16 protein-coding genes are annotated in these 16,221 nt (G+C 62.5%); 9 read left to right on the forward strand and 7 right to left on the reverse strand.

Annotated features, from left to right (window positions below; all coding sequences use genetic code 11):
- The 4 genes from Q3A80_RS29845 to Q3A80_RS29860 form a co-directional block, all read left to right on the forward strand.
- Positions 1 to 182, forward strand: a 182-nt coding sequence (locus Q3A80_RS29845; RefSeq protein WP_446332382.1) for a hypothetical protein, incomplete at its 5' end; no start/stop codon positions are given.
- Complete coding sequence (locus Q3A80_RS29850) at positions 163 to 588, forward strand: TOBE domain-containing protein (protein ID WP_446332383.1); 426 nt, start codon at positions 163 to 165, stop codon at positions 586 to 588. The genes Q3A80_RS29845 and Q3A80_RS29850, both read left to right, overlap by 20 nt.
- 247 nt (positions 589 to 835) lie before the next feature.
- Positions 836 to 1,426, forward strand: a complete 591-nt coding sequence (locus Q3A80_RS29855) for a nitrogen fixation protein NifQ (RefSeq protein ID WP_446332384.1) — start codon at positions 836 to 838, stop codon at positions 1,424 to 1,426.
- 113 nt (positions 1,427 to 1,539) lie between these two features.
- Complete coding sequence (locus Q3A80_RS29860) at positions 1,540 to 1,905, forward strand: bleomycin resistance protein (protein ID WP_446332385.1); 366 nt, start codon at positions 1,540 to 1,542, stop codon at positions 1,903 to 1,905.
- Positions 1,906 to 2,031: 126 nt separating this feature from the next.
- On the opposite strand, the gene Q3A80_RS29865 is transcribed toward Q3A80_RS29860, so the two are convergent.
- The 3 genes from Q3A80_RS29865 to Q3A80_RS29875 form a co-directional block, all read right to left on the reverse strand.
- Positions 2,032 to 3,093, reverse strand: coding sequence for a DMT family transporter (locus Q3A80_RS29865; protein ID WP_446332386.1), 1,062 nt, complete (start codon positions 3,091 to 3,093; stop codon positions 2,032 to 2,034).
- 576 nt (positions 3,094 to 3,669) lie between these two features.
- On the reverse strand, positions 3,670 to 4,344 hold the full coding sequence (locus Q3A80_RS29870) for a ProQ/FinO family protein (protein ID WP_446332419.1): 675 nt from the start codon (positions 4,342 to 4,344) through the stop codon (positions 3,670 to 3,672).
- A 303-nt stretch (positions 4,345 to 4,647) separates the two neighbouring features.
- Positions 4,648 to 5,079 carry a hypothetical protein gene (locus Q3A80_RS29875; protein WP_446332387.1) on the reverse strand — a complete coding sequence of 144 codons (432 nt, stop codon included), beginning with the start codon at positions 5,077 to 5,079 and terminating at the stop codon, positions 4,648 to 4,650.
- Here Q3A80_RS29875 and Q3A80_RS29880 point away from each other — a divergent pair.
- Positions 5,078 to 5,662 (forward strand): DUF2889 domain-containing protein, encoded by a 585-nt coding sequence (locus tag Q3A80_RS29880; RefSeq protein ID WP_446332388.1) that lies wholly within the window; start codon positions 5,078 to 5,080, stop codon positions 5,660 to 5,662. The two genes, Q3A80_RS29875 and Q3A80_RS29880, sit on opposite strands and share 2 nt — an antisense overlap.
- A gap of 93 nt (positions 5,663 to 5,755) precedes the next feature.
- Here Q3A80_RS29880 and Q3A80_RS29885 read toward each other — a convergent pair whose 3' ends face one another.
- Together Q3A80_RS29885 and Q3A80_RS29890 are read right to left on the reverse strand one after the other, a co-directional pair.
- Positions 5,756 to 6,247: a flavodoxin family protein gene (locus tag Q3A80_RS29885; RefSeq protein WP_446332389.1), complete on the reverse strand. Its 492-nt coding sequence runs from the start codon at positions 6,245 to 6,247 to the stop codon at positions 5,756 to 5,758.
- A 198-nt stretch (positions 6,248 to 6,445) separates the two neighbouring features.
- A complete protein-coding gene (locus Q3A80_RS29890; RefSeq protein ID WP_446332390.1) occupies positions 6,446 to 7,099 on the reverse strand; it encodes a TetR/AcrR family transcriptional regulator in 654 nt (217 codons plus the stop codon).
- A gap of 84 nt (positions 7,100 to 7,183) precedes the next feature.
- Here Q3A80_RS29890 and Q3A80_RS29895 point away from each other — a divergent pair, with 84 nt between their 5' ends.
- Positions 7,184 to 8,308, forward strand: coding sequence for an MBL fold metallo-hydrolase (locus tag Q3A80_RS29895; protein ID WP_446332391.1), 1,125 nt, complete (start codon positions 7,184 to 7,186; stop codon positions 8,306 to 8,308).
- 1,723 nt (positions 8,309 to 10,031) lie between these two features.
- On the opposite strand, the gene Q3A80_RS29900 is transcribed toward Q3A80_RS29895, so the two are convergent.
- On the reverse strand, positions 10,032 to 10,172 hold the full coding sequence (locus tag Q3A80_RS29900; RefSeq protein ID WP_446332392.1) for a hypothetical protein: 141 nt from the start codon (positions 10,170 to 10,172) through the stop codon (positions 10,032 to 10,034).
- A gap of 63 nt (positions 10,173 to 10,235) precedes the next feature.
- Here Q3A80_RS29900 and Q3A80_RS29905 point away from each other — a divergent pair, with 63 nt between their 5' ends.
- Together Q3A80_RS29905 and Q3A80_RS29910 are read left to right on the forward strand one after the other, a co-directional pair.
- Positions 10,236 to 10,934: an AAA family ATPase gene (locus Q3A80_RS29905; protein WP_446332393.1), complete on the forward strand. Its 699-nt coding sequence runs from the start codon at positions 10,236 to 10,238 to the stop codon at positions 10,932 to 10,934.
- Complete coding sequence (locus tag Q3A80_RS29910) at positions 10,927 to 11,952, forward strand: ParB/RepB/Spo0J family partition protein (protein ID WP_446332394.1); 1,026 nt, start codon at positions 10,927 to 10,929, stop codon at positions 11,950 to 11,952. The genes Q3A80_RS29905 and Q3A80_RS29910 overlap by 8 nt, the downstream gene beginning before the upstream one ends.
- A 98-nt stretch (positions 11,953 to 12,050) precedes the next feature.
- Here Q3A80_RS29910 and Q3A80_RS29915 read toward each other — a convergent pair whose 3' ends face one another.
- Positions 12,051 to 13,367: a RepB family plasmid replication initiator protein gene (locus Q3A80_RS29915; protein WP_446332395.1), complete on the reverse strand. Its 1,317-nt coding sequence runs from the start codon at positions 13,365 to 13,367 to the stop codon at positions 12,051 to 12,053.
- 2,505 nt (positions 13,368 to 15,872) lie between these two features.
- Here Q3A80_RS29915 and Q3A80_RS29920 point away from each other — a divergent pair.
- Complete coding sequence (locus tag Q3A80_RS29920; RefSeq protein ID WP_057928737.1) at positions 15,873 to 16,190, forward strand: hypothetical protein; 318 nt, start codon at positions 15,873 to 15,875, stop codon at positions 16,188 to 16,190.
- Positions 16,191 to 16,221: the final 31 nt, after the last annotated feature.

Genomic DNA, 16,221 nt, shown 5'->3' on the forward strand with positions numbered 1-16,221 from the left:
TGGCGCGCACGATCCGCGCCTGCCCGTGCCACCGTGCGCGGTCTCGCATGTCCGGTATGTCGACGCTGCCATCGCACTTCACCCGCATTGCCGGTACACTCGTTCGCAATTTCCATCGTCCGTTCGCCGCCTGCCGGACGGCCCACTTCCCGGAGAATCATCATGCGAACCAGCGCCCGTAATCAGTTCGTCGGCCAGATCGGCACCGTCACGCCCGGCGCCGTCAACGATGAAATCACGCTGCGCACGCAGGACGGCCTCGACATCGTCGCCATCATCACGCACGGCAGCGCCGCGGCGCTCGGCCTCGCGGCCGGCACGAAGGCATTCGCGCTCGTCAAGGCATCGTCCGTGATCGTGATGGTCGACGTCGACAGCAGCAAGGTGTCGGCCCGCAATTGCGTGACGGGCACCGTGTCGTCGATCGCGAAGGGCGCGGTCAATTCGGAAGTCGTCATCAAGGCCGCGAGCGGCGCCGAGATCGTCGCGATCGTCACCAACGACAGCGTCGACCGTCTCGGTCTCGCGAGCGGCAAGGCCGCGTCCGCGATCTTCAAGGCATCGAGCGTAATCGTCGGCGTCGAGTGATCGGCCGGTCGATTGCAATGACATCCGGTCGTTCGGCGCGGTCGCATCAAGGTATCGAGCGTGACCGTCCGCGTCGAGTGATCGGCCAGTCGCCTGCAATGACACCCGGTCGTCCGGCGCGGCCGCATCAAGGCATCGAGCGTGATCGTCCGCGTCGAGTGATCGGCCGGTCGCCTGCAATGACACCCGATCGTTCGGCGCGCCCGCAAACAGCGCTCGGCGCTCGACTGGAATGCGGACGTACACGATGACGCCTGCGATCGAGCGCACGCAAGAACGCGTATCGCAAATGCTGCTATCGGCAGCGGCGGATGCCGCGTCCGCGGATGCGCGCCTGCTCGGCACACTCGTCGCGGCCCGTGCCTGCCGCGGCGAACTCGCACTGCTCGGCCTGCCTCCCGCCCGATTGCGCGCGCTCCTTGCCCGCCACTTTCCGCATCTGCGCTCCGTCGATGCGGGCACGCTCGTGCTACCTGCGGCGACCGCGCCGCCAGCATCTGCACACGCGCATTTCGTCGCGACGCTGCGCGCGCTGCTGATGCACGATGCGCATCCGGCCGTCGACCGCGACGATGCCGACTGCGTCGCCACGATCATCGCGCATGCGTGTCTACGCCCCGATCACCTGTGGCGCGATCTCGGCCTCGACGGACGCGACACGGTCACCGCGATGCTCGATCGCTATTTTCCCGCGCTCGCAGCGCGTAATGTCGCGCAGTTGCGCTGGAAGAAATTCCTCGCGCAGGAAGTGGCGATCTCGGGCGGCCTGCCGCCGGAGCCTGCGCCCGGATGTCCGGGTTGCGAGGATTTCGGGTTGTGCTTTCCGCCCGAACGATAATCCCGGCGGAGCCTGTACGGCTTGGCTGTACGTCGCATCTCACCGACCATCCGCGACATGCGGCGCGCCCTTTTCGCGGATTCGTCCGATTGCATTGCCCAACGGAGACCGCCTTGACCGACCTCGCGCGCCCGAATCTGCCGTCGCGCGATTTCGAAGTCACGTCACGTTTCTACGCGAAGCTCGGCTTCGTCGAAACGTGGCGCGATGACAGCTGGATGATCCTGCGACGACGCGACCTGCTGCTGGAGTTCTTCCCGCATCCGGCGCTCGACCCCGCCTCGAGCTGGTTCAGCTGCTGCTTCCGGCTCGCCGACGTCGGCACCTTTTTTGACGAGGTGCTCGCGGCCGGCATCCCCGAACAATCGACCGGCCGGCCGCGCGCACATCGACCAAAACGCGAAGCATGGGGCGGCCTCGCCGGCGCACTGATCGACCCGGACGGTTCGTTGATCCGGTTGATCCAGACGAATGACTGAACGCGTGACCGATCGCCGGCAACGATCGACGCCGGCGCGGCGACGGTCACGAAACGACATCCCATAAACGGTTACCCTGGGCAACGCAATGCGCACGGTGCATGGCACTCGCATTGCGCCGCGGGATCAGTGTCGATGACGGTGGTGAATATCGGGGAAATGCGCGTGACTGTGCGTGATCGGCAGATGCACGTGCGGATGCGTGTGCGGTTCATCGCCGTCGTACGGGAAGTCGTGCGTGTGCTGATGATGCGCGTCGTGCCGATGCCGGTGCGTATGCGCGAGCTGCTCGTGCGTGTGCTCGTGTTCGTGCCGTTCGCGTACATGGAGCCAGATACCGAGCGCCATCAGCGCGGCAGCGATCCAGAACGTGACGGAAGGCAGCGCCGGCCAGATCAGCAGCGACAGCACGACGCCGAACAACGGCGCCACCGAAAAATAGGCGCCCGTGCGCGCGCTGCCCAGATGACGCAGCGCGACGACGAACAACACGAGGCTGATGCCGTAGCCGCCGAGGCCCGTCAGCATCGCGGCGGCCGTGACGGGAACCGCGGGCATCGCCGCGCCGGTCGCGAGCGCGATGCCGATATTGACGGGCCCGGCGACCAGGCCTTTCACGCACGCGATCACCATCGCATCGTTCGCGGCGACCTTGCGGGTCAGGTTGTTGTCGATCGCCCAGCACAGGCATGCGCCCGCGATCAGCAGCGCGCCGGCCGGCACGCCCGCGTGCCCCGGCACCCACGACAGCAGCGTGCCGCCGGCGACGATCGCCACCATGCCGAGAAACACCTGGAGATCCACGTTCTCGCGGAACACGACCCACGCGATGACCGCGGTCAGCACGCCTTCGAGATTGAGCAGCAACGCGCTCGTCGCAGCGGGCGTGCTGGACAGGCCCAGCATCAGCAGCGCCGGTCCCGCGACGCCGCCGGCCGCGATCGCGCCCGCGAGCCACGGCAAGTCCGCGCGTTGCAGCGGTGCGGCGTCGTCGGCCACGGCGCCGCGGTTGCGCAAGCGGCGCAGCAGGATCCCGATTCCCAGGCCGATGCCGCTGCCGAAATAGAACAACCCGGCCACCATGAACGGGGACATCGCACCGACCAGGGCCTTGGCGAGCGGCGTCGCGGCGCCGAACAGCGCAGCGGCGGTAAGGGCGACCAGAATCGCGGACTGTCTCGGGTTCATGATGCTGATTTTTTCCGTGGGTGTTCGGACGATCGATCGGCGAGCTTCGCGCGATGGCATCGCCCGTATGGTTTGCCGCTGCGGTTCAATTTCGCGGAGTGTGCAGGTCGCGACGGCTTTCAACTGTCTGTTGCATCGTGGACTTCGGCAACGTGTGCCGCTGCGGCGATCCCGATTGGGAGATTATCGCGTGCGCGTGGCGGCTCGCCAACTGACAGCCCGCGCGTTTCTTCCGCAGTCCATCAAGATGGCCAGTGTCTCGATCGTCCACTCATCAGGACCGCCAATCATTCGATCGCCCGCGAGTGACTTCGTCGTGAACACTACGCCTGTTCGCTATCGCGTCGCCATGCTTGTGCGACACGACCGATGCGTTGCGCATGCCGCGTCCGCCGACGAGCTTTCATCATCGGGTCGACGGAGTGATTCGATGCTGAACGATCGATGGCCGAGCGGCGGTGCCGCCAGGTGAGGAAGGCCCGGCCCGCCCCGAGCGGAGCAGGCCGGTCTGTCAGGGTGATGCTGCATCCATGATGCAGGCCGTCGCCGCGCGGTCGCACGGCGACGCATCGCGCGTTACTCGCTCGCGGTCGTTTGCTGCTCGGCCTGCGGTACTGCGTCGGCCGATGCTTCCGCGGTCGCCGGCTGCGGCGCGGTGGCGTCTGCCTGCGCGTCGGTCTTCGGCTGCTGCGGTGCGCCCTTTGCCGCCTGGGCGCCGCCCTTGTTGCCCGGACGGCGCGACTTCAGCCGGCGCGCACGTGCCGCGTCGTCGTGCGTCACACGCCCGGCTTCATTACCTTGCAGATCGACCCGTACCGCGTCTTCGACGAGACACGACCAGTAACGATTGCCGCGGCACCACGTGGACATCGCGTCACGCAGTTCGGCTTCGCTGAGGCCGACGGCCTGCGCTTCGCGCGCGAGATCGTCCCAGATCCCGACCTTCAGCGGCACCTTCGGCGCCGGATTCTTCGGGAACGCGCGGGGAAACCGGCGCTGCAGCTTGCCGATCGCGACGATGACCGGATCGACCGGTGTCGACGGCTTCGCCGAAGCGGGCTTGGCGCCTGACGACGCTTTGGCCGCGGCACCCGATTTGGCCCCGCGAGCGGGCCGGTCGCCCGAGAGCCGGTCGCCCGACTTCGGCTTTGCGCCGGCGTCCGGTTGCGTAGCCGGTCGCTTCGCGTTGCGCTCCTGCTTGGCCTTGGCTGCGAGCTGCGCCCGCAATTCGGCAAGTTGTTCAAAACCCATAAATTCAATCCACCAGGAATATAAGGTGTGGTTCGTGCAGTCATTCCGCACATCGGCGTTTCGCCGCATCGCCTGCGGCTGGTCTGCCGCCGATGCGGAATATTGCGGGGCCGCATCGCTACCACCACTGTTTCGGGCACCCGGCCACGATGCCGGACAAAGGCAGGAGTGGAAGTATACCGGTACGCGCGGCTGTCGGCTGACTCACCGGTTCGGATTTGTCGGAACCGGAAGGCGGCTAATGCGTCCGCGCGGTCGTGTTGCGGATTATGGCGGCGTTTTGGGCCGGCATCGACCACCGCGTTACGTAGTGCCGGTGGCGCCGCTTTCGTGCTTCGGTGCCAGGGTCCGCTGCCCGGCGCGCGCCATCGCGATGAACTGCGCGCTTGCGCGGCCGCGCCGACGGACCGCGCGGCACTGCCTGTTCCATGGTACGAAATGACGAACGCAATATGGCGCGGGGACCATCGCCACTTGCGGATCCGTGTTCTGCGCCGGTGGCAGGCTTTCGTATTTGAAGCGTGCGGCGTGACGATGGATACCCGTCGCTGCCGCCGCCAGATTAGTTGCGTCCGCATCGATCTTCGATCGTACGACGACTCGCGAAAGTGCGTAGTATGGCCGGATCGGCGTCGGCAACATGCCGCTGTGCGCGGTTTCACGACGCGCCGGCCAGCCAGCGTGATCGCCGTCGAATGCATAAAGACCCCGGTTGCACCAACGGAGCGGAAACATGAATCCCCGACACGCCCTCGCGCACGACGGCATTACGCGCGAAGAGATCCATCATCGGCAGATCGACATGCGCGGCTACCGGCGCAGCGACGGCCTGTTCGAAGTCACGGCCTGCCTCGCCGACCGCAAGACGCGCGACTTCACACCACCGGGCGGCACGCGCACGATCGCGGCACTGGACCCGATTCACGACCTCGGCGTGACGCTGGTCTTCGACGCCGACATGATCGTGCGCGCGGTATCCACGTTCATCCGGTCGCATCCTTATGCGCAGTGTCCTGGCGGCGGCGACACGCTGCAGGCGCTCGTGGGACTGCGTATCGGCGCCGGCTGGAATAGCGAGGTCCGCAAGCGCCTGCCGTCCTGCGACACGTGCACGCATCTGAAGGAAATCCTGGCCCCGATCGCGACCGCGGCCTATCAGACGATGGTCGGCATTCGTCCGTCGTCGCTGAACGAGCGCGACGGCGACGGAAAACCGCGCAAGATCGACAGTTGCCACGCGTATGGCGCTTCGCGCGACCTCGTGAAAGCGCTGTGGCCGGAATACCATCGGCCGGCCGTGCCTGCAAAGGACGCGTAGGGTATCGGCATACGAGCGGCCGGCTTGCGCGGCGGCGGCTACGGTCGCGCGGCGGATGTCGGCGTCGCTGCGGCCCGGCTTGAACGCCCGGAATCAGAACACGCCGAGCGCAAGGCCCGCGGCAAGACCGGCGCCGATTTCCGCGCAGCGCGCGAGATCCTCGCTGTCGATCGTCTTTGGCGCGAGGATACGGTCCGGTGTCTGCGCATGCGTGCAGACGATCAGTCCCGGCGCCACGTTCCTGAGCCGCCATCCGGTCGCGATCCGGTCGATCTGGCGCAACGCGTTCTGCCCGTCGCTGCCCGCGCAGATCATCGCCGCATACGGCCTGCCGTTCACGCGATCGAGCGCCGCGTAGTAACAGCGATCGAAGAAATCCTTCATCAATCCCGACATCGCGGCGAGATTCTCCGGCGTCGCGAACAGATACGCGTCGGCGGCAAGCACGTCATCGGCGCTCGTTGCATCCGCACGCTGCAATCTGACGTCGACGCCGGGTTGCTCGCGGGCAGCATCCGCGGCTGCTTCGGCCATCTGCCGCGTACCGCCGGTCATCGTGTGATAGACGATCAACAGCGTCTTCATCGGTGTTCGCTCGCTTTCCGTTTCATGGTCGGCTGCCGCCCGCGCCCGTTCGGCGCGGACGCGCTATACCGACAATGTACGCGTGACGCGGATTCGCCGATCGTCGAATGGCGCTTTCTTCGATGTGACGGATGGAGCGCGGATATCGAATTGAATCGGCGCGGGCTCGCTCCGCTGCGCGCTCTGGCCCACGCACGATCAGTTGCGCTCCGTAACCGACGCACCCGCATCGTCGCGACGCGCGTAATACGCAAGAAACATGTCGGCGGCCGTTTCCGCGACCTTCTGCTGTTCCTGGGCGCCGAGCGGCGGCTGCCCCATCGTCACCTGCGGCCAGAACGCGAAGGCTTTCACCATCCCATGCAGTTGATGCGCTGCGAAAACGGGATCCGGGGCAGACAGCCGGCCAGCCGCTGCGGCCGCACGAATCCAGACCGTCACGTCTTCTTCGCGCTCGCCCATGCGCTCGACCATGTCGCGCGCGCGTTCCGGCGAATGGATGGCCGCGCCGATCGCGACGCGTGCGAGTGCAAGAAACGCTTCATCGTTCAGCAGCCGCAATTTGCGGCCTAGCAATGCCAGCAATTGATCGCGCAGCGGCACGTCGGCACGGTAGGCCGGTGCGCCGGCCGTGAGCGTCGCGTCCCACAGCTGATGCAGAATCGCCGCGAACAAGGCTTCCTTGCCCGGGAAGTGGTTATAGACCGTGCGTTTCGACACGTCCGCGCGCGCGGCGATGCGATCCATGCTGGTCGCGTCGTAGCCGGCTGCGAGAAATTCCTCGATCGCTGCCTCGATGATTGCTGCGCGCTTTCGATCGGTCAAACGCTGCGGAGTCGTGCTCGTCTTCATTCAAAAAATTTTACACCGCCGAGTTTACTTTTCCCAGGGATAAACTACACTGATCGGTGTACTTTTATTTCCGGATGATTCGACATGGGTTCGCCTCTCGTTTTTCTTCACCGCATGCTGGGGTTCGCTGCTGCCAGACGCGGTCGCGCGTTGTCTGCCGGCTCGCCGCAACACAACGGCGAACGCTTCAGCAACGTTGCACCGCGGCCGGCCGAAGGCCTCGGCAAAACGCTCGGCATTGCGTGGAACATACTCTTCAACAAGCCGCGCAATACGGTTCCGACGGGCCGGCTGCCCGTCGATTCGCTGACCCGCGAGCAACTCGACGAGGCGCCCGATCGCAGTCTTTACCGCCTTGGGCATTCGACGCTGCTGATGAAGCTGCGCGGCGAGTTCTGGCTAACCGATCCCGTATTTGCCGAACGCGCGTCGCCGTTCCGGCGCATTGGCCCCAAACGCTTCCATGCTCCGCCGATTTCGCTCGAGAATCTGCCGCCGTTGCGCGCGGTGATCCTGTCGCACGATCATTACGATCACCTCGATCGCGACACGCTGGTCGCATTGGCCGCCACCACGAGCCTGTTCATCACGCCGCTCGGTGTCGGCGACCGCCTGATCGAATGGGGCATCGACGCGAAAAAGGTTCGCCAGCTCGACTGGTGGCAGAGCATCGACGTCGACGGGCTCGCGCTGACCGCAACTCCCGCGCAGCATTTCTCGGGGCGCAGCTTGTTTGACGGCAACAGCACGTTATGGGCATCGTGGGTGATCGCCGATGACGCGCTGCGCGTTTTCTTCAGCGGCGACACGGGCTACTTCGACGGCTTCCGGACAATCGGCGAGCGTCTTGGGCCGTTCGACGTGACGCTGATCGAGACCGGCGCATACGACCCGCAATGGCCGTACGTGCACATGCAGCCGGACGAAACGGTGCAGGCACATATCGACCTTCGCGGCCGCACACTGATACCGATTCACAACGGCACGTTCGATCTCGCGATGCATCGTTGGCAAGAACCGTTCGAGCGCGTCACCGCGTTGGCAATGGCACGCGGCGTCGGATTGTCGACGCCCAGAATGGGAGAGCGGCTCGATTTGAATGCGCCGCACCGAGGTGAGCGGTGGTGGCGAGCAGTGGATGAGCAGGCAAAGGCGCCGGGGGCGCAGACGCGACGGTGGCGGCCGTGTGCGACTCAAGCCAACCGGTAACCCGCGCTATGTTCGGTTTGCAAGCGCCGCGATTTCCGAGCGGGAGGACGCGGCGCTGCTGATTTGGTTTTTCGTCGCGATGCGTTGCCGCGCGGCGGATACGCTGGTTGGTGATCAGCTGAAACTCCGTCGCCGCTGGACATTAGGCGTTAACAGCGGCAGTGCGCTTCATTCTCTCCTACTCGGATTCCGCAAATTCCCGATTTCTCAGTGAGACGCTGAGCCAGGATTTCAGCAGCGGTCCCTCTGGATCCGCCGCGGAATCATCTTCGTTTAATACCGCCGGAAGTACCCTTCCATCTCGGCAAAACGCGGTTCTCCCGTTCGAGGCCCCGTTGGGGCTTATCTTGCTGCCCGGGTGTTGCGCTCGTTGTCACGTGACAACTGCGATCGACGGGGCAACTATTGAGGACTGGTCGGTTAAGTTAGCGCATTGCTACGCCGGCCACTGTCGATTTGGGCGCGACAGTATCAAATACTACGAAATACGTTTATATCGATACGGATTGACGGCGGCAAGCATTGTCCCGATGCGATTGCGCGTGGAAAGTCCATGCGCCCCTATTTTCTCGGATCGCGACGTCGATTTTGCGTGAAACAACATGAAGAAAACCGCGCAACCCTTTGCCGCACAAGGGTTTACGGAGAAGCTCGGTTTTTCTGGATTGTTTCACGACCCTTCGTATTCACGGCGCTTTGAGGTGAGCCACGATGCGACGCGCCACCAGATGTCGCCGCTTGGGCCGAGTTACATCGCGGAATGCCGTCGCGGAAGACTGTTGAGCGACTGCCGTGCCGGGAACGCGCTCACAATCTTGCCCTTCCCTTCCCACTGACATTAGCGTACGGCACCCAACCGCCACATTTTATTGGGGTCGCATCACTGTTTCTGACGGATTTCCCCGTATGCCGCCTCGCTTAGAGAAGCGCATACCCCTGCGGAACGAATGGGGTCGTACGCGCGCACTCGCATCCGAAAGCCGCATTATCCAATGGGGCCGCGTCTGCCCCTCAATTTCCAATCCGCATACCCTATGTAGCCGGTCACTCCGGCCTGAACCTGAGCGGTTGTCACGTGACAACCGTTCGAGCTGCGGAAGCAACCGCCAATGCAACGCGTTCGAGCGTTTTGGACGTGTGCCTTCGGCCCCCCCTGTAGTAGCCAGGCTACGGAGAAGACGATTCAGCAGCGGTTCTGCGACAGGTTGTTACGTGACAACTGACCGGTCTCCGTCGCGCGAACGCGACTATGTCGCTACGTGACTTCGAGAAATAGTGTGCGTTGTCCGCCCCGATCGTGACCATGACGTGGAGGCGACTATGAACGCGCGGCGCGACCTTTAGAGGCAAGCGGTCTGTTGTGTGCCAGAGACAGTCGCGACCATTCGCGCGGAGCGCGCCTCATCCCGAGCACGAGCACGAGCACCAGCACCAGCACCAGCACCAGCGTACCGTCATACAAGCACGAGGTTACTGTACCCGCGACTCCAGCGATGAGGATATAAAAATCCCTGCAATCCGGGGTCCCGTCGAATCGGAGTGGTTTCGCAGTGCGCACGGCCGTACCTCGCCCGAGTCACTCCAATTTGTCACGTGACAACAGCGCATGCGATCGTCGTCCGACTCCCAGGTCGCGATCAAGTCATCAGGAATTTCGAGCGCAGTAAGAAACCATATTTGGCAGAAACGCTGTACGCGTCAGTTGGCGACACGGTATCGGCCCTCAATGCAAAACCGCCCCGCGAACACGATTTTTGCCGTTCGATTTTATTTCTCGTTCTGTTTCAGGGCCGGGATTACCTGCCCGCCATTTGGCCGACTTGTCACGTGACAACAAGATCGAGCAAAAGATCGACAGCTTCATAACACTTTTCTGGACTTTCTCGCAATAACTACTTATATTACGCAAAACTCCTTGGAGAAATTAATGGCTTTCAAGATCGCCGTCAGCAATCAAAAAGGTGGTACTGGAAAGACGACCATCTCCGTCAATATCGCCGCGGCCTTTGAGGCGGGCGGCAACAAGGTCGCGTTGATCGATGCCGACCCTCAAGGCACTTCAGTGAGATGGGTCACGAGCGGCGAAAATACGCTCCCGATGACGGTGCTGTCGCTCGCCCCCGCAGGGCGCGGTATCGGCGGCGAAATCAAGAAACAGGATGCGAATTTCGATGTGATCGTCGTCGACTGCCCGGGCAACCTCGAAGACCCGCGCATCGCGTCCGTGCTCGAAGTCGCCGATTTCTGCCTCGTGCCGCTGTCGCCGTCTCCGGCCGATCTGTACAGCACCGTCGCGATGATTCGCATGATCGAATCGATGCGCGCAGTCCGTAACCCTAATTTGTCTTCCGCGCTGATGCTGAATAGCGTCAATGGAAAAACTAAAATGCGAGAAGAAATTTTAAAAATTTTAAAGGCTGAAGAAATAGGGGAGCATCTGCTGGACAGCCAGATCGCGCAGCGCGAGGTCTATCGACAGACCTTCGCCCTCGGCACCACGATCCATCATCACAACCGGTACCTGAAGGGGCTGAAGGAAGCCCGTGCGGAAATCGAGAGACTGGTTACCGAAATGGCCCAATACATCGCGTCGACGCGCGCCACCGGAGCAGCCGCACATGGCTAAGGACACATCGAAAGAGAAGAAGCCCACCGGCAACCTCCATCTCGCTGCCGGCCTGCTGCGCGGGCTCGCGCAGGAAAACGCGGCGCTGGAAACACGCTTGCCCGACCCGACGCCGGTGTCGAACCCGGCGGTCGACGCCGCAGCGCCCATTGCCACTGCCGCGCCTGCGGACGCGCCCGATCTCGGCGCACCGCAAAAGGTCGCGGTGAAGGACTGCATCCCGAACCCGTTCAACCCGCGCGTGTTCTACTCGGAATCGAGCCTGCACGAGCTCGCGCTGACGTTGAAGCGGGAAGGGCAGATCGAGCCGATCAAGGTTACGCGGCTCCCGGAATTCCCCGGCAAGCTCGTGGTGATCGACGGGCAGCGCCGCTTGCGCGCGACGAGCATCAACGGCGACGAGACGATCAACGCGACGTTCCGCACGGACCATACGCCCGAGCAACTCTATACGATCGCGTATCGTGCGAACCACGACCACGAACGCCAGACCATCTTCGACGATGCCGTCGCATGGAAGCGCCTGCTCGACGAAAAGGTGTTTCCGGATCAGAACACGCTCGCGGAAAAGATCGGCAAGGACAAGGCATCGATCAGCAAGACGCTGTCGCTGAACGCGTTGCCGAACACGCTGCTCGAACGGATGGCCGGCGCGAACGACGTGGTCGGCCTGCAGGCGGCGTACTTCCTGAAGCTGATCTTCGAGCGCCTGGGCGAACCGGCTGCCGACCGTCTGCTCACGGCAGTGATCGACCGGAAAAAGTCGGTGCGCGACCTCGAAAATTTCCTGCGCGCGCAGAGCGACGGCAACAAGAAGTCGGGGCGCACGCGTTACAGCGTCCGCCACGATTTTGCGCTGGAATCGCGCGCGATCGGTCAACTGAAGACCTATCCGGACGGGCGTCTGGATCTGCAACTGAAGGGGGTCGACGCCTCGCAGCAGGAAGCGCTCGCCGACCGGCTCAAGACGGTGATCGACGCGTACGTCGCGGAACTGGCGGCCTGCGCGCAAAAGTAGCGGCCGAAGCAAAGGCCTCGCACCGGCATGGCACCGGGACAGCCGGAAGAATCCCGGTGCACGGTTCATGCGAAGCTGCGAGGCCTTCGTTCAGTTCTTCAGTTCGTCGCGAGACTGCTTTTCAGCAGGAATTCCAGCAAGTCGTCCGAAGTCGGCTCGCCCCAGGTGTCGAGCGCCAGCCACCGGAAGAAACTGGTTTGCGCGAGCTTGCTCGCCTTCTTCTTCGGCGACAGCGTCAGATCCTTCGATCCCGCCACCGTCTCGTTGTAGCGCTCGATCAGCTTGGTCTGATCGTCGATCTCGAGCTCGCGGAAATACGCACCGGCTTCGTCGACCTTCGCGGCCAGGTATTTGTCGCGAATCTGTTCCTGCTTGCTCTGCGCAGATTCTTTCGCCGGCGCAGCCGTTTCGGTCCCCTGCCCATCGGCCAGCGTGTAGCCGTGCGTGAGCGCCTTGCGGAAATACGCGGCCACGTTGTCGACGGGTGCCGCGTTCTTCTTCGTAGTCCGATTGAGCGTATAGGCGATCGCGGCCTTGATCCGCTGGACACCATACTGCGTGATCAAACGGCGCGCTTCCGAACGCGGGATCCCGAACTTGGCGACCTCGTCGATCAGCGCCTCGTTCTTGACGTCCCCTTCCTCGACGGTATCGGCGCTCTGCTTGCGCGTCACCTTGAACTGGACGGCCTCGACGCTGCGACCTGACTTGTGTTCGATCAGCTCGAGCGTATGGTCGGAAACTTCGTTCACCTCCTGAATGCACGGCACCAGGACCTTGCTCTTGAAGAGCTTGTATTCCTTGTACGACTGCGATGCCTTGTCCTGGCCGAGAATCAGATCCCGGAATTTCGGCAGCGGAATCTTCGCGGTGATGCCGATCCCCTCGTAGCGCACCGTGTTTTCCCACAAGGCCAGCGAGTGCGAACGGCGAAACTCGCGCGCAATCCGCATATCGATCAACGCATAGATCTCCGGATTGAGCAGCTCGCTGCGAATCTGGTCGGAGAAGCTGTACTTCAGCACCGATTGCTCGAGCTCGGCGCCCGCGAGCAGGCCGGACGCCTTCCACACCGTCGAGCGGTCGGCGGCCAGGTAGTCCCAGTTGACGACGGTACTGATCAGCGAGTTGACCGTGTCTTTCACGTACTTGGTGTTGTTGCTGTTCAACCCGCTCTCGTGCGACAGCGCAGCGATCGAGATCGAGAAGCTCGTGCGGCCGGGTTCGAACGCTTCCTGACGAAGGGCGTTCTTGATCAGCGAGCTGAACATCTTGCGCTGCTGCAGGCCGATCTTTCCGGACTTCGGAGCGATATGAATTGCCTGGACCGCCTTGCGCAGCAGATCGGGAGGCTCGGGCGTCTGAAATAGCGAAACCTGCTTGTCGGAGCCTTTGATTGCGGGCTTGCGCGGCATCGTGTTGTCCGGTGAAGGTGACCTTATTGATGGCGGACTTTATACCTTTTCGGGCCGCTGAGCAACGTGTGTTTCTCCAGCATTACTTTCACTGTCTTCGATAAAGCCTTGTAATGAAACGGAAATTGGCCGTTTCATCGGCACGATGACATCCCATATCCATATACCTTTCCGCCAAAAACGCTCCCAAATCCTGCTACCTGTGCGATGCAGCTGCGGAATCCGGCACGAGACTTGCCTAGTTTTAGGTACCCGTCCATGGGACAGAATTCGGTGGAACAGGATCTGCCCGCCCCGTTCTTGGTGCCGTGCAACACGATCCGCATTGCTCCCATAACGCGGTACCTTTGACGCTTCCCATGGACGGGTACCTGTGGAAATTCGCGGGCCGCCTGATTTGTCGACATGTCGGACCCGGCCGGCGAAATTGCTCCCATGGATGACTACCTACAGATCTCCCCATAGAAGGTAACCTTTCACCCACAACGATCCTGTTTGTGGGATACCTCGTCCCCCAAGCCCGGCAAAGTCAGACCGGCCGCGCAGGTAGAGCCCCATAAACGGCTACCTTAAAATCCGCCCCATAAAAGGTAACCTCACACAAACCGCGAGGCGGCAAAGCGGTAAAAGACCCAGCGACGAAGCCCCATAACCGGCTACCCATACAGTGCCCCACAAACGGCTACCTGAAGCGTTTTTGACCCGGATTCCCATAACAGGCTACGCGTGCCCCATATCCACAACCCCTGTTTCCCACAACGCGGTACCCGATTCCCCAAATCCACAGACCTGAAGCCCCATACTCGTCCGCCTGTGCTCCCATAAATGGGTACCGAACACCCGTCAAACCCTTGCCAGACAAGGCTGTGAGCCTGCTAAAAGTAGTTAAAGAAGTAAACGTGGTTTACCAAAGATGTAAACACACGTGTGCCTGTGCAGAAAAGCAACCCCCATAAACCGCTACCCAAGCCATCCTCCTGCGAGTCGCATGCGCAATCGTCCAGGCTTCAGCCCTATAGGTGACCGCGCATGTGAGCTGCAGCGGTGGGCGCTTCAAGCGTGGCAAGGCTTTCCAGAGGAGGTAAGTACCCACTCACAACACGTCAAACGTAGAAACTTATGGGAAGAAATCGGCGTTTTGGATTGTTAGGTTCCCGGCTATGGGAACGGAAAACAGGCAAAGCAGCCGGCATCGGTCGACGCGACCCGCGCAAAACGATCTCCGGAGGCGACGTTCGATCGCCGCCGGTTTCTGCCACGACAGCAAGAAATCTCCGGAATCAAACCGCAAGCGGATTTTTTCGTGCCCGCTGCCGGTTTTCCCGAGAGAAGTCTTCGACTACCGTGACAGAGCCCTCCCGGCATTTCCCGATCCGTATGCTGTGCCGGCACGAGACTGGCCGACAGCGACCTGCTCCGTTCGCCCACACATTCTTCTACCTTTGGAATTGCCGCAACTGCGTTGCGATCTGTCGGCTGTGCCAGCGACGACGGATCCGCGGCGGCTGAATCGCGCCACTTTCGGCATCGCCGCGAACGTAAGCCGGGTGTCGTAGCGAGACTCACCCTCATCGGATGCTTGCTCAAGTCCCGAACATTCTCACCGTTGACCGTCAACGCATCCTGTAAAAGCTCACCGACGAAGGGTGCCGCAGCGGTGGCAGGTCATCGCGGGTTCTGCGCGCCGGACGCGGAAAACCGCGAGCCGGGCGCGCAGCGGCGAACGAATCGACGCGTCTGCCGCACTGCAAGACGCCGCACGACGCCGAATGGCGCCGCGCGACGCGCGCTCGCCATACACGGCATCGGGAATCCTCGAGCGCATCCGTGAACGCATGCCGCTCGAAGCCTTCACCATTCCGCAAAGTCGTCTCTGCACGTAAACGTCCCATCCCACAACCGGTGACGAAAGACACCGGACAGGTAACCGTTCGTGCAGCGACCGGTTACCCGATCATTCACGCATGAGGTTGCGACGAACGCGCCGCACCTGGCACGGAAGCAATCGTGGTCGTTTATGGGAGACGCCGCGGTTCCAGTGGACGCAATACACAGCGTCGCACACAGGTCCGCGCTTCCACCGGTGCGCCGGCTCGCCGAACGACGATCACGTTGCGCGAGCGCCGATTCCGGGACGAAACCATTAGCGCGATGCCGGCACACGAAGCACAGAAACGAACTTCGTCTTCATGGACGACTCGCGTCGGACCGATGGAACGATCCGGTTCGTCACACGGTTGCCGCGATCGACATGTCGGACCGCCGCAGGCGCGATGCATCGACGCGTTATCGTGCAAGAGACGAGGCTCATGCGCGTGCGGCGGACGACGACGCGTGGCGATTCGCATATGCGTATTCCCATGAATCTTTGCACGATGGCGCCACATTTTTCGTAACGCGGTTATGATGCAAAGGCCCTGATCGCGACATGAAGACCGATCGGGAGCAGGGGCGGTATCTCGATGTACTTTCATTCCGTGATCAATCAGAAAAGAGAGTTCAGCGATGCGAATCCAGATCAGAAAACTCACGCTGGCTGCTACGGCAGCCGCTTTCCTCTTCGGCTCGGCAGCTCCGGTGTTTGCGCAGACCGACGCCAGCGCACCGGCTGCCCAGGACGCGAAAGCCGCGAAGCGTGAGGCACGCAAGGCAGCACGGGCAAAACGCAAAGCCGAACACAAGGCAGCGCGCGCGAAGAACACCGCCGAACTGAAGAAGCTCGAAGACGCTGGTTACAAGCCGGCGGCCAACGATCCGAACTATCCGCAGAACCTGCAGAACGCTCAGAAGAAGGCGGGTGAAGCCGCTGGCGCAAGCCAGTAAGCGTCCCGTCGTACGGCAAACCCCGGCCTCG

It is taken from the genome of Burkholderia sp. SR8 (assembly GCF_052851275.1).

Coding starts and splice junctions, on each gene's coding strand:
- Q3A80_RS29850 (WP_446332383.1), top strand. CDS start 163: ATGCGAACCAGCGCCCGTAATCAGTTCGTCGGCCAGATCGGCACCGTC.
- Q3A80_RS29855 (WP_446332384.1), top strand. CDS start 836: ATGACGCCTGCGATCGAGCGCACGCAAGAACGCGTATCGCAAATGCTG.
- Q3A80_RS29865 (WP_446332386.1), bottom strand. CDS start 3,093: ATGAACCCGAGACAGTCCGCGATTCTGGTCGCCCTTACCGCCGCTGCG.
- Q3A80_RS29870 (WP_446332419.1), bottom strand. CDS start 4,344: ATGGGTTTTGAACAACTTGCCGAATTGCGGGCGCAGCTCGCAGCCAAG.
- Q3A80_RS29880 (WP_446332388.1), top strand. CDS start 5,078: ATGAATCCCCGACACGCCCTCGCGCACGACGGCATTACGCGCGAAGAG.
- Q3A80_RS29875 (WP_446332387.1), bottom strand. CDS start 5,079: ATGTTTCCGCTCCGTTGGTGCAACCGGGGTCTTTATGCATTCGACGGC.
- Q3A80_RS29885 (WP_446332389.1), bottom strand. CDS start 6,247: ATGAAGACGCTGTTGATCGTCTATCACACGATGACCGGCGGTACGCGG.
- Q3A80_RS29890 (WP_446332390.1), bottom strand. CDS start 7,099: ATGAAGACGAGCACGACTCCGCAGCGTTTGACCGATCGAAAGCGCGCA.
- Q3A80_RS29895 (WP_446332391.1), top strand. CDS start 7,184: ATGGGTTCGCCTCTCGTTTTTCTTCACCGCATGCTGGGGTTCGCTGCT.
- Q3A80_RS29900 (WP_446332392.1), bottom strand. CDS start 10,172: ATGAAGCTGTCGATCTTTTGCTCGATCTTGTTGTCACGTGACAAGTCG.
- Q3A80_RS29905 (WP_446332393.1), top strand. CDS start 10,236: ATGGCTTTCAAGATCGCCGTCAGCAATCAAAAAGGTGGTACTGGAAAG.
- Q3A80_RS29910 (WP_446332394.1), top strand. CDS start 10,927: ATGGCTAAGGACACATCGAAAGAGAAGAAGCCCACCGGCAACCTCCAT.
- Q3A80_RS29915 (WP_446332395.1), bottom strand. CDS start 13,367: ATGCCGCGCAAGCCCGCAATCAAAGGCTCCGACAAGCAGGTTTCGCTA.
- Q3A80_RS29920 (WP_057928737.1), top strand. CDS start 15,873: ATGCGAATCCAGATCAGAAAACTCACGCTGGCTGCTACGGCAGCCGCT.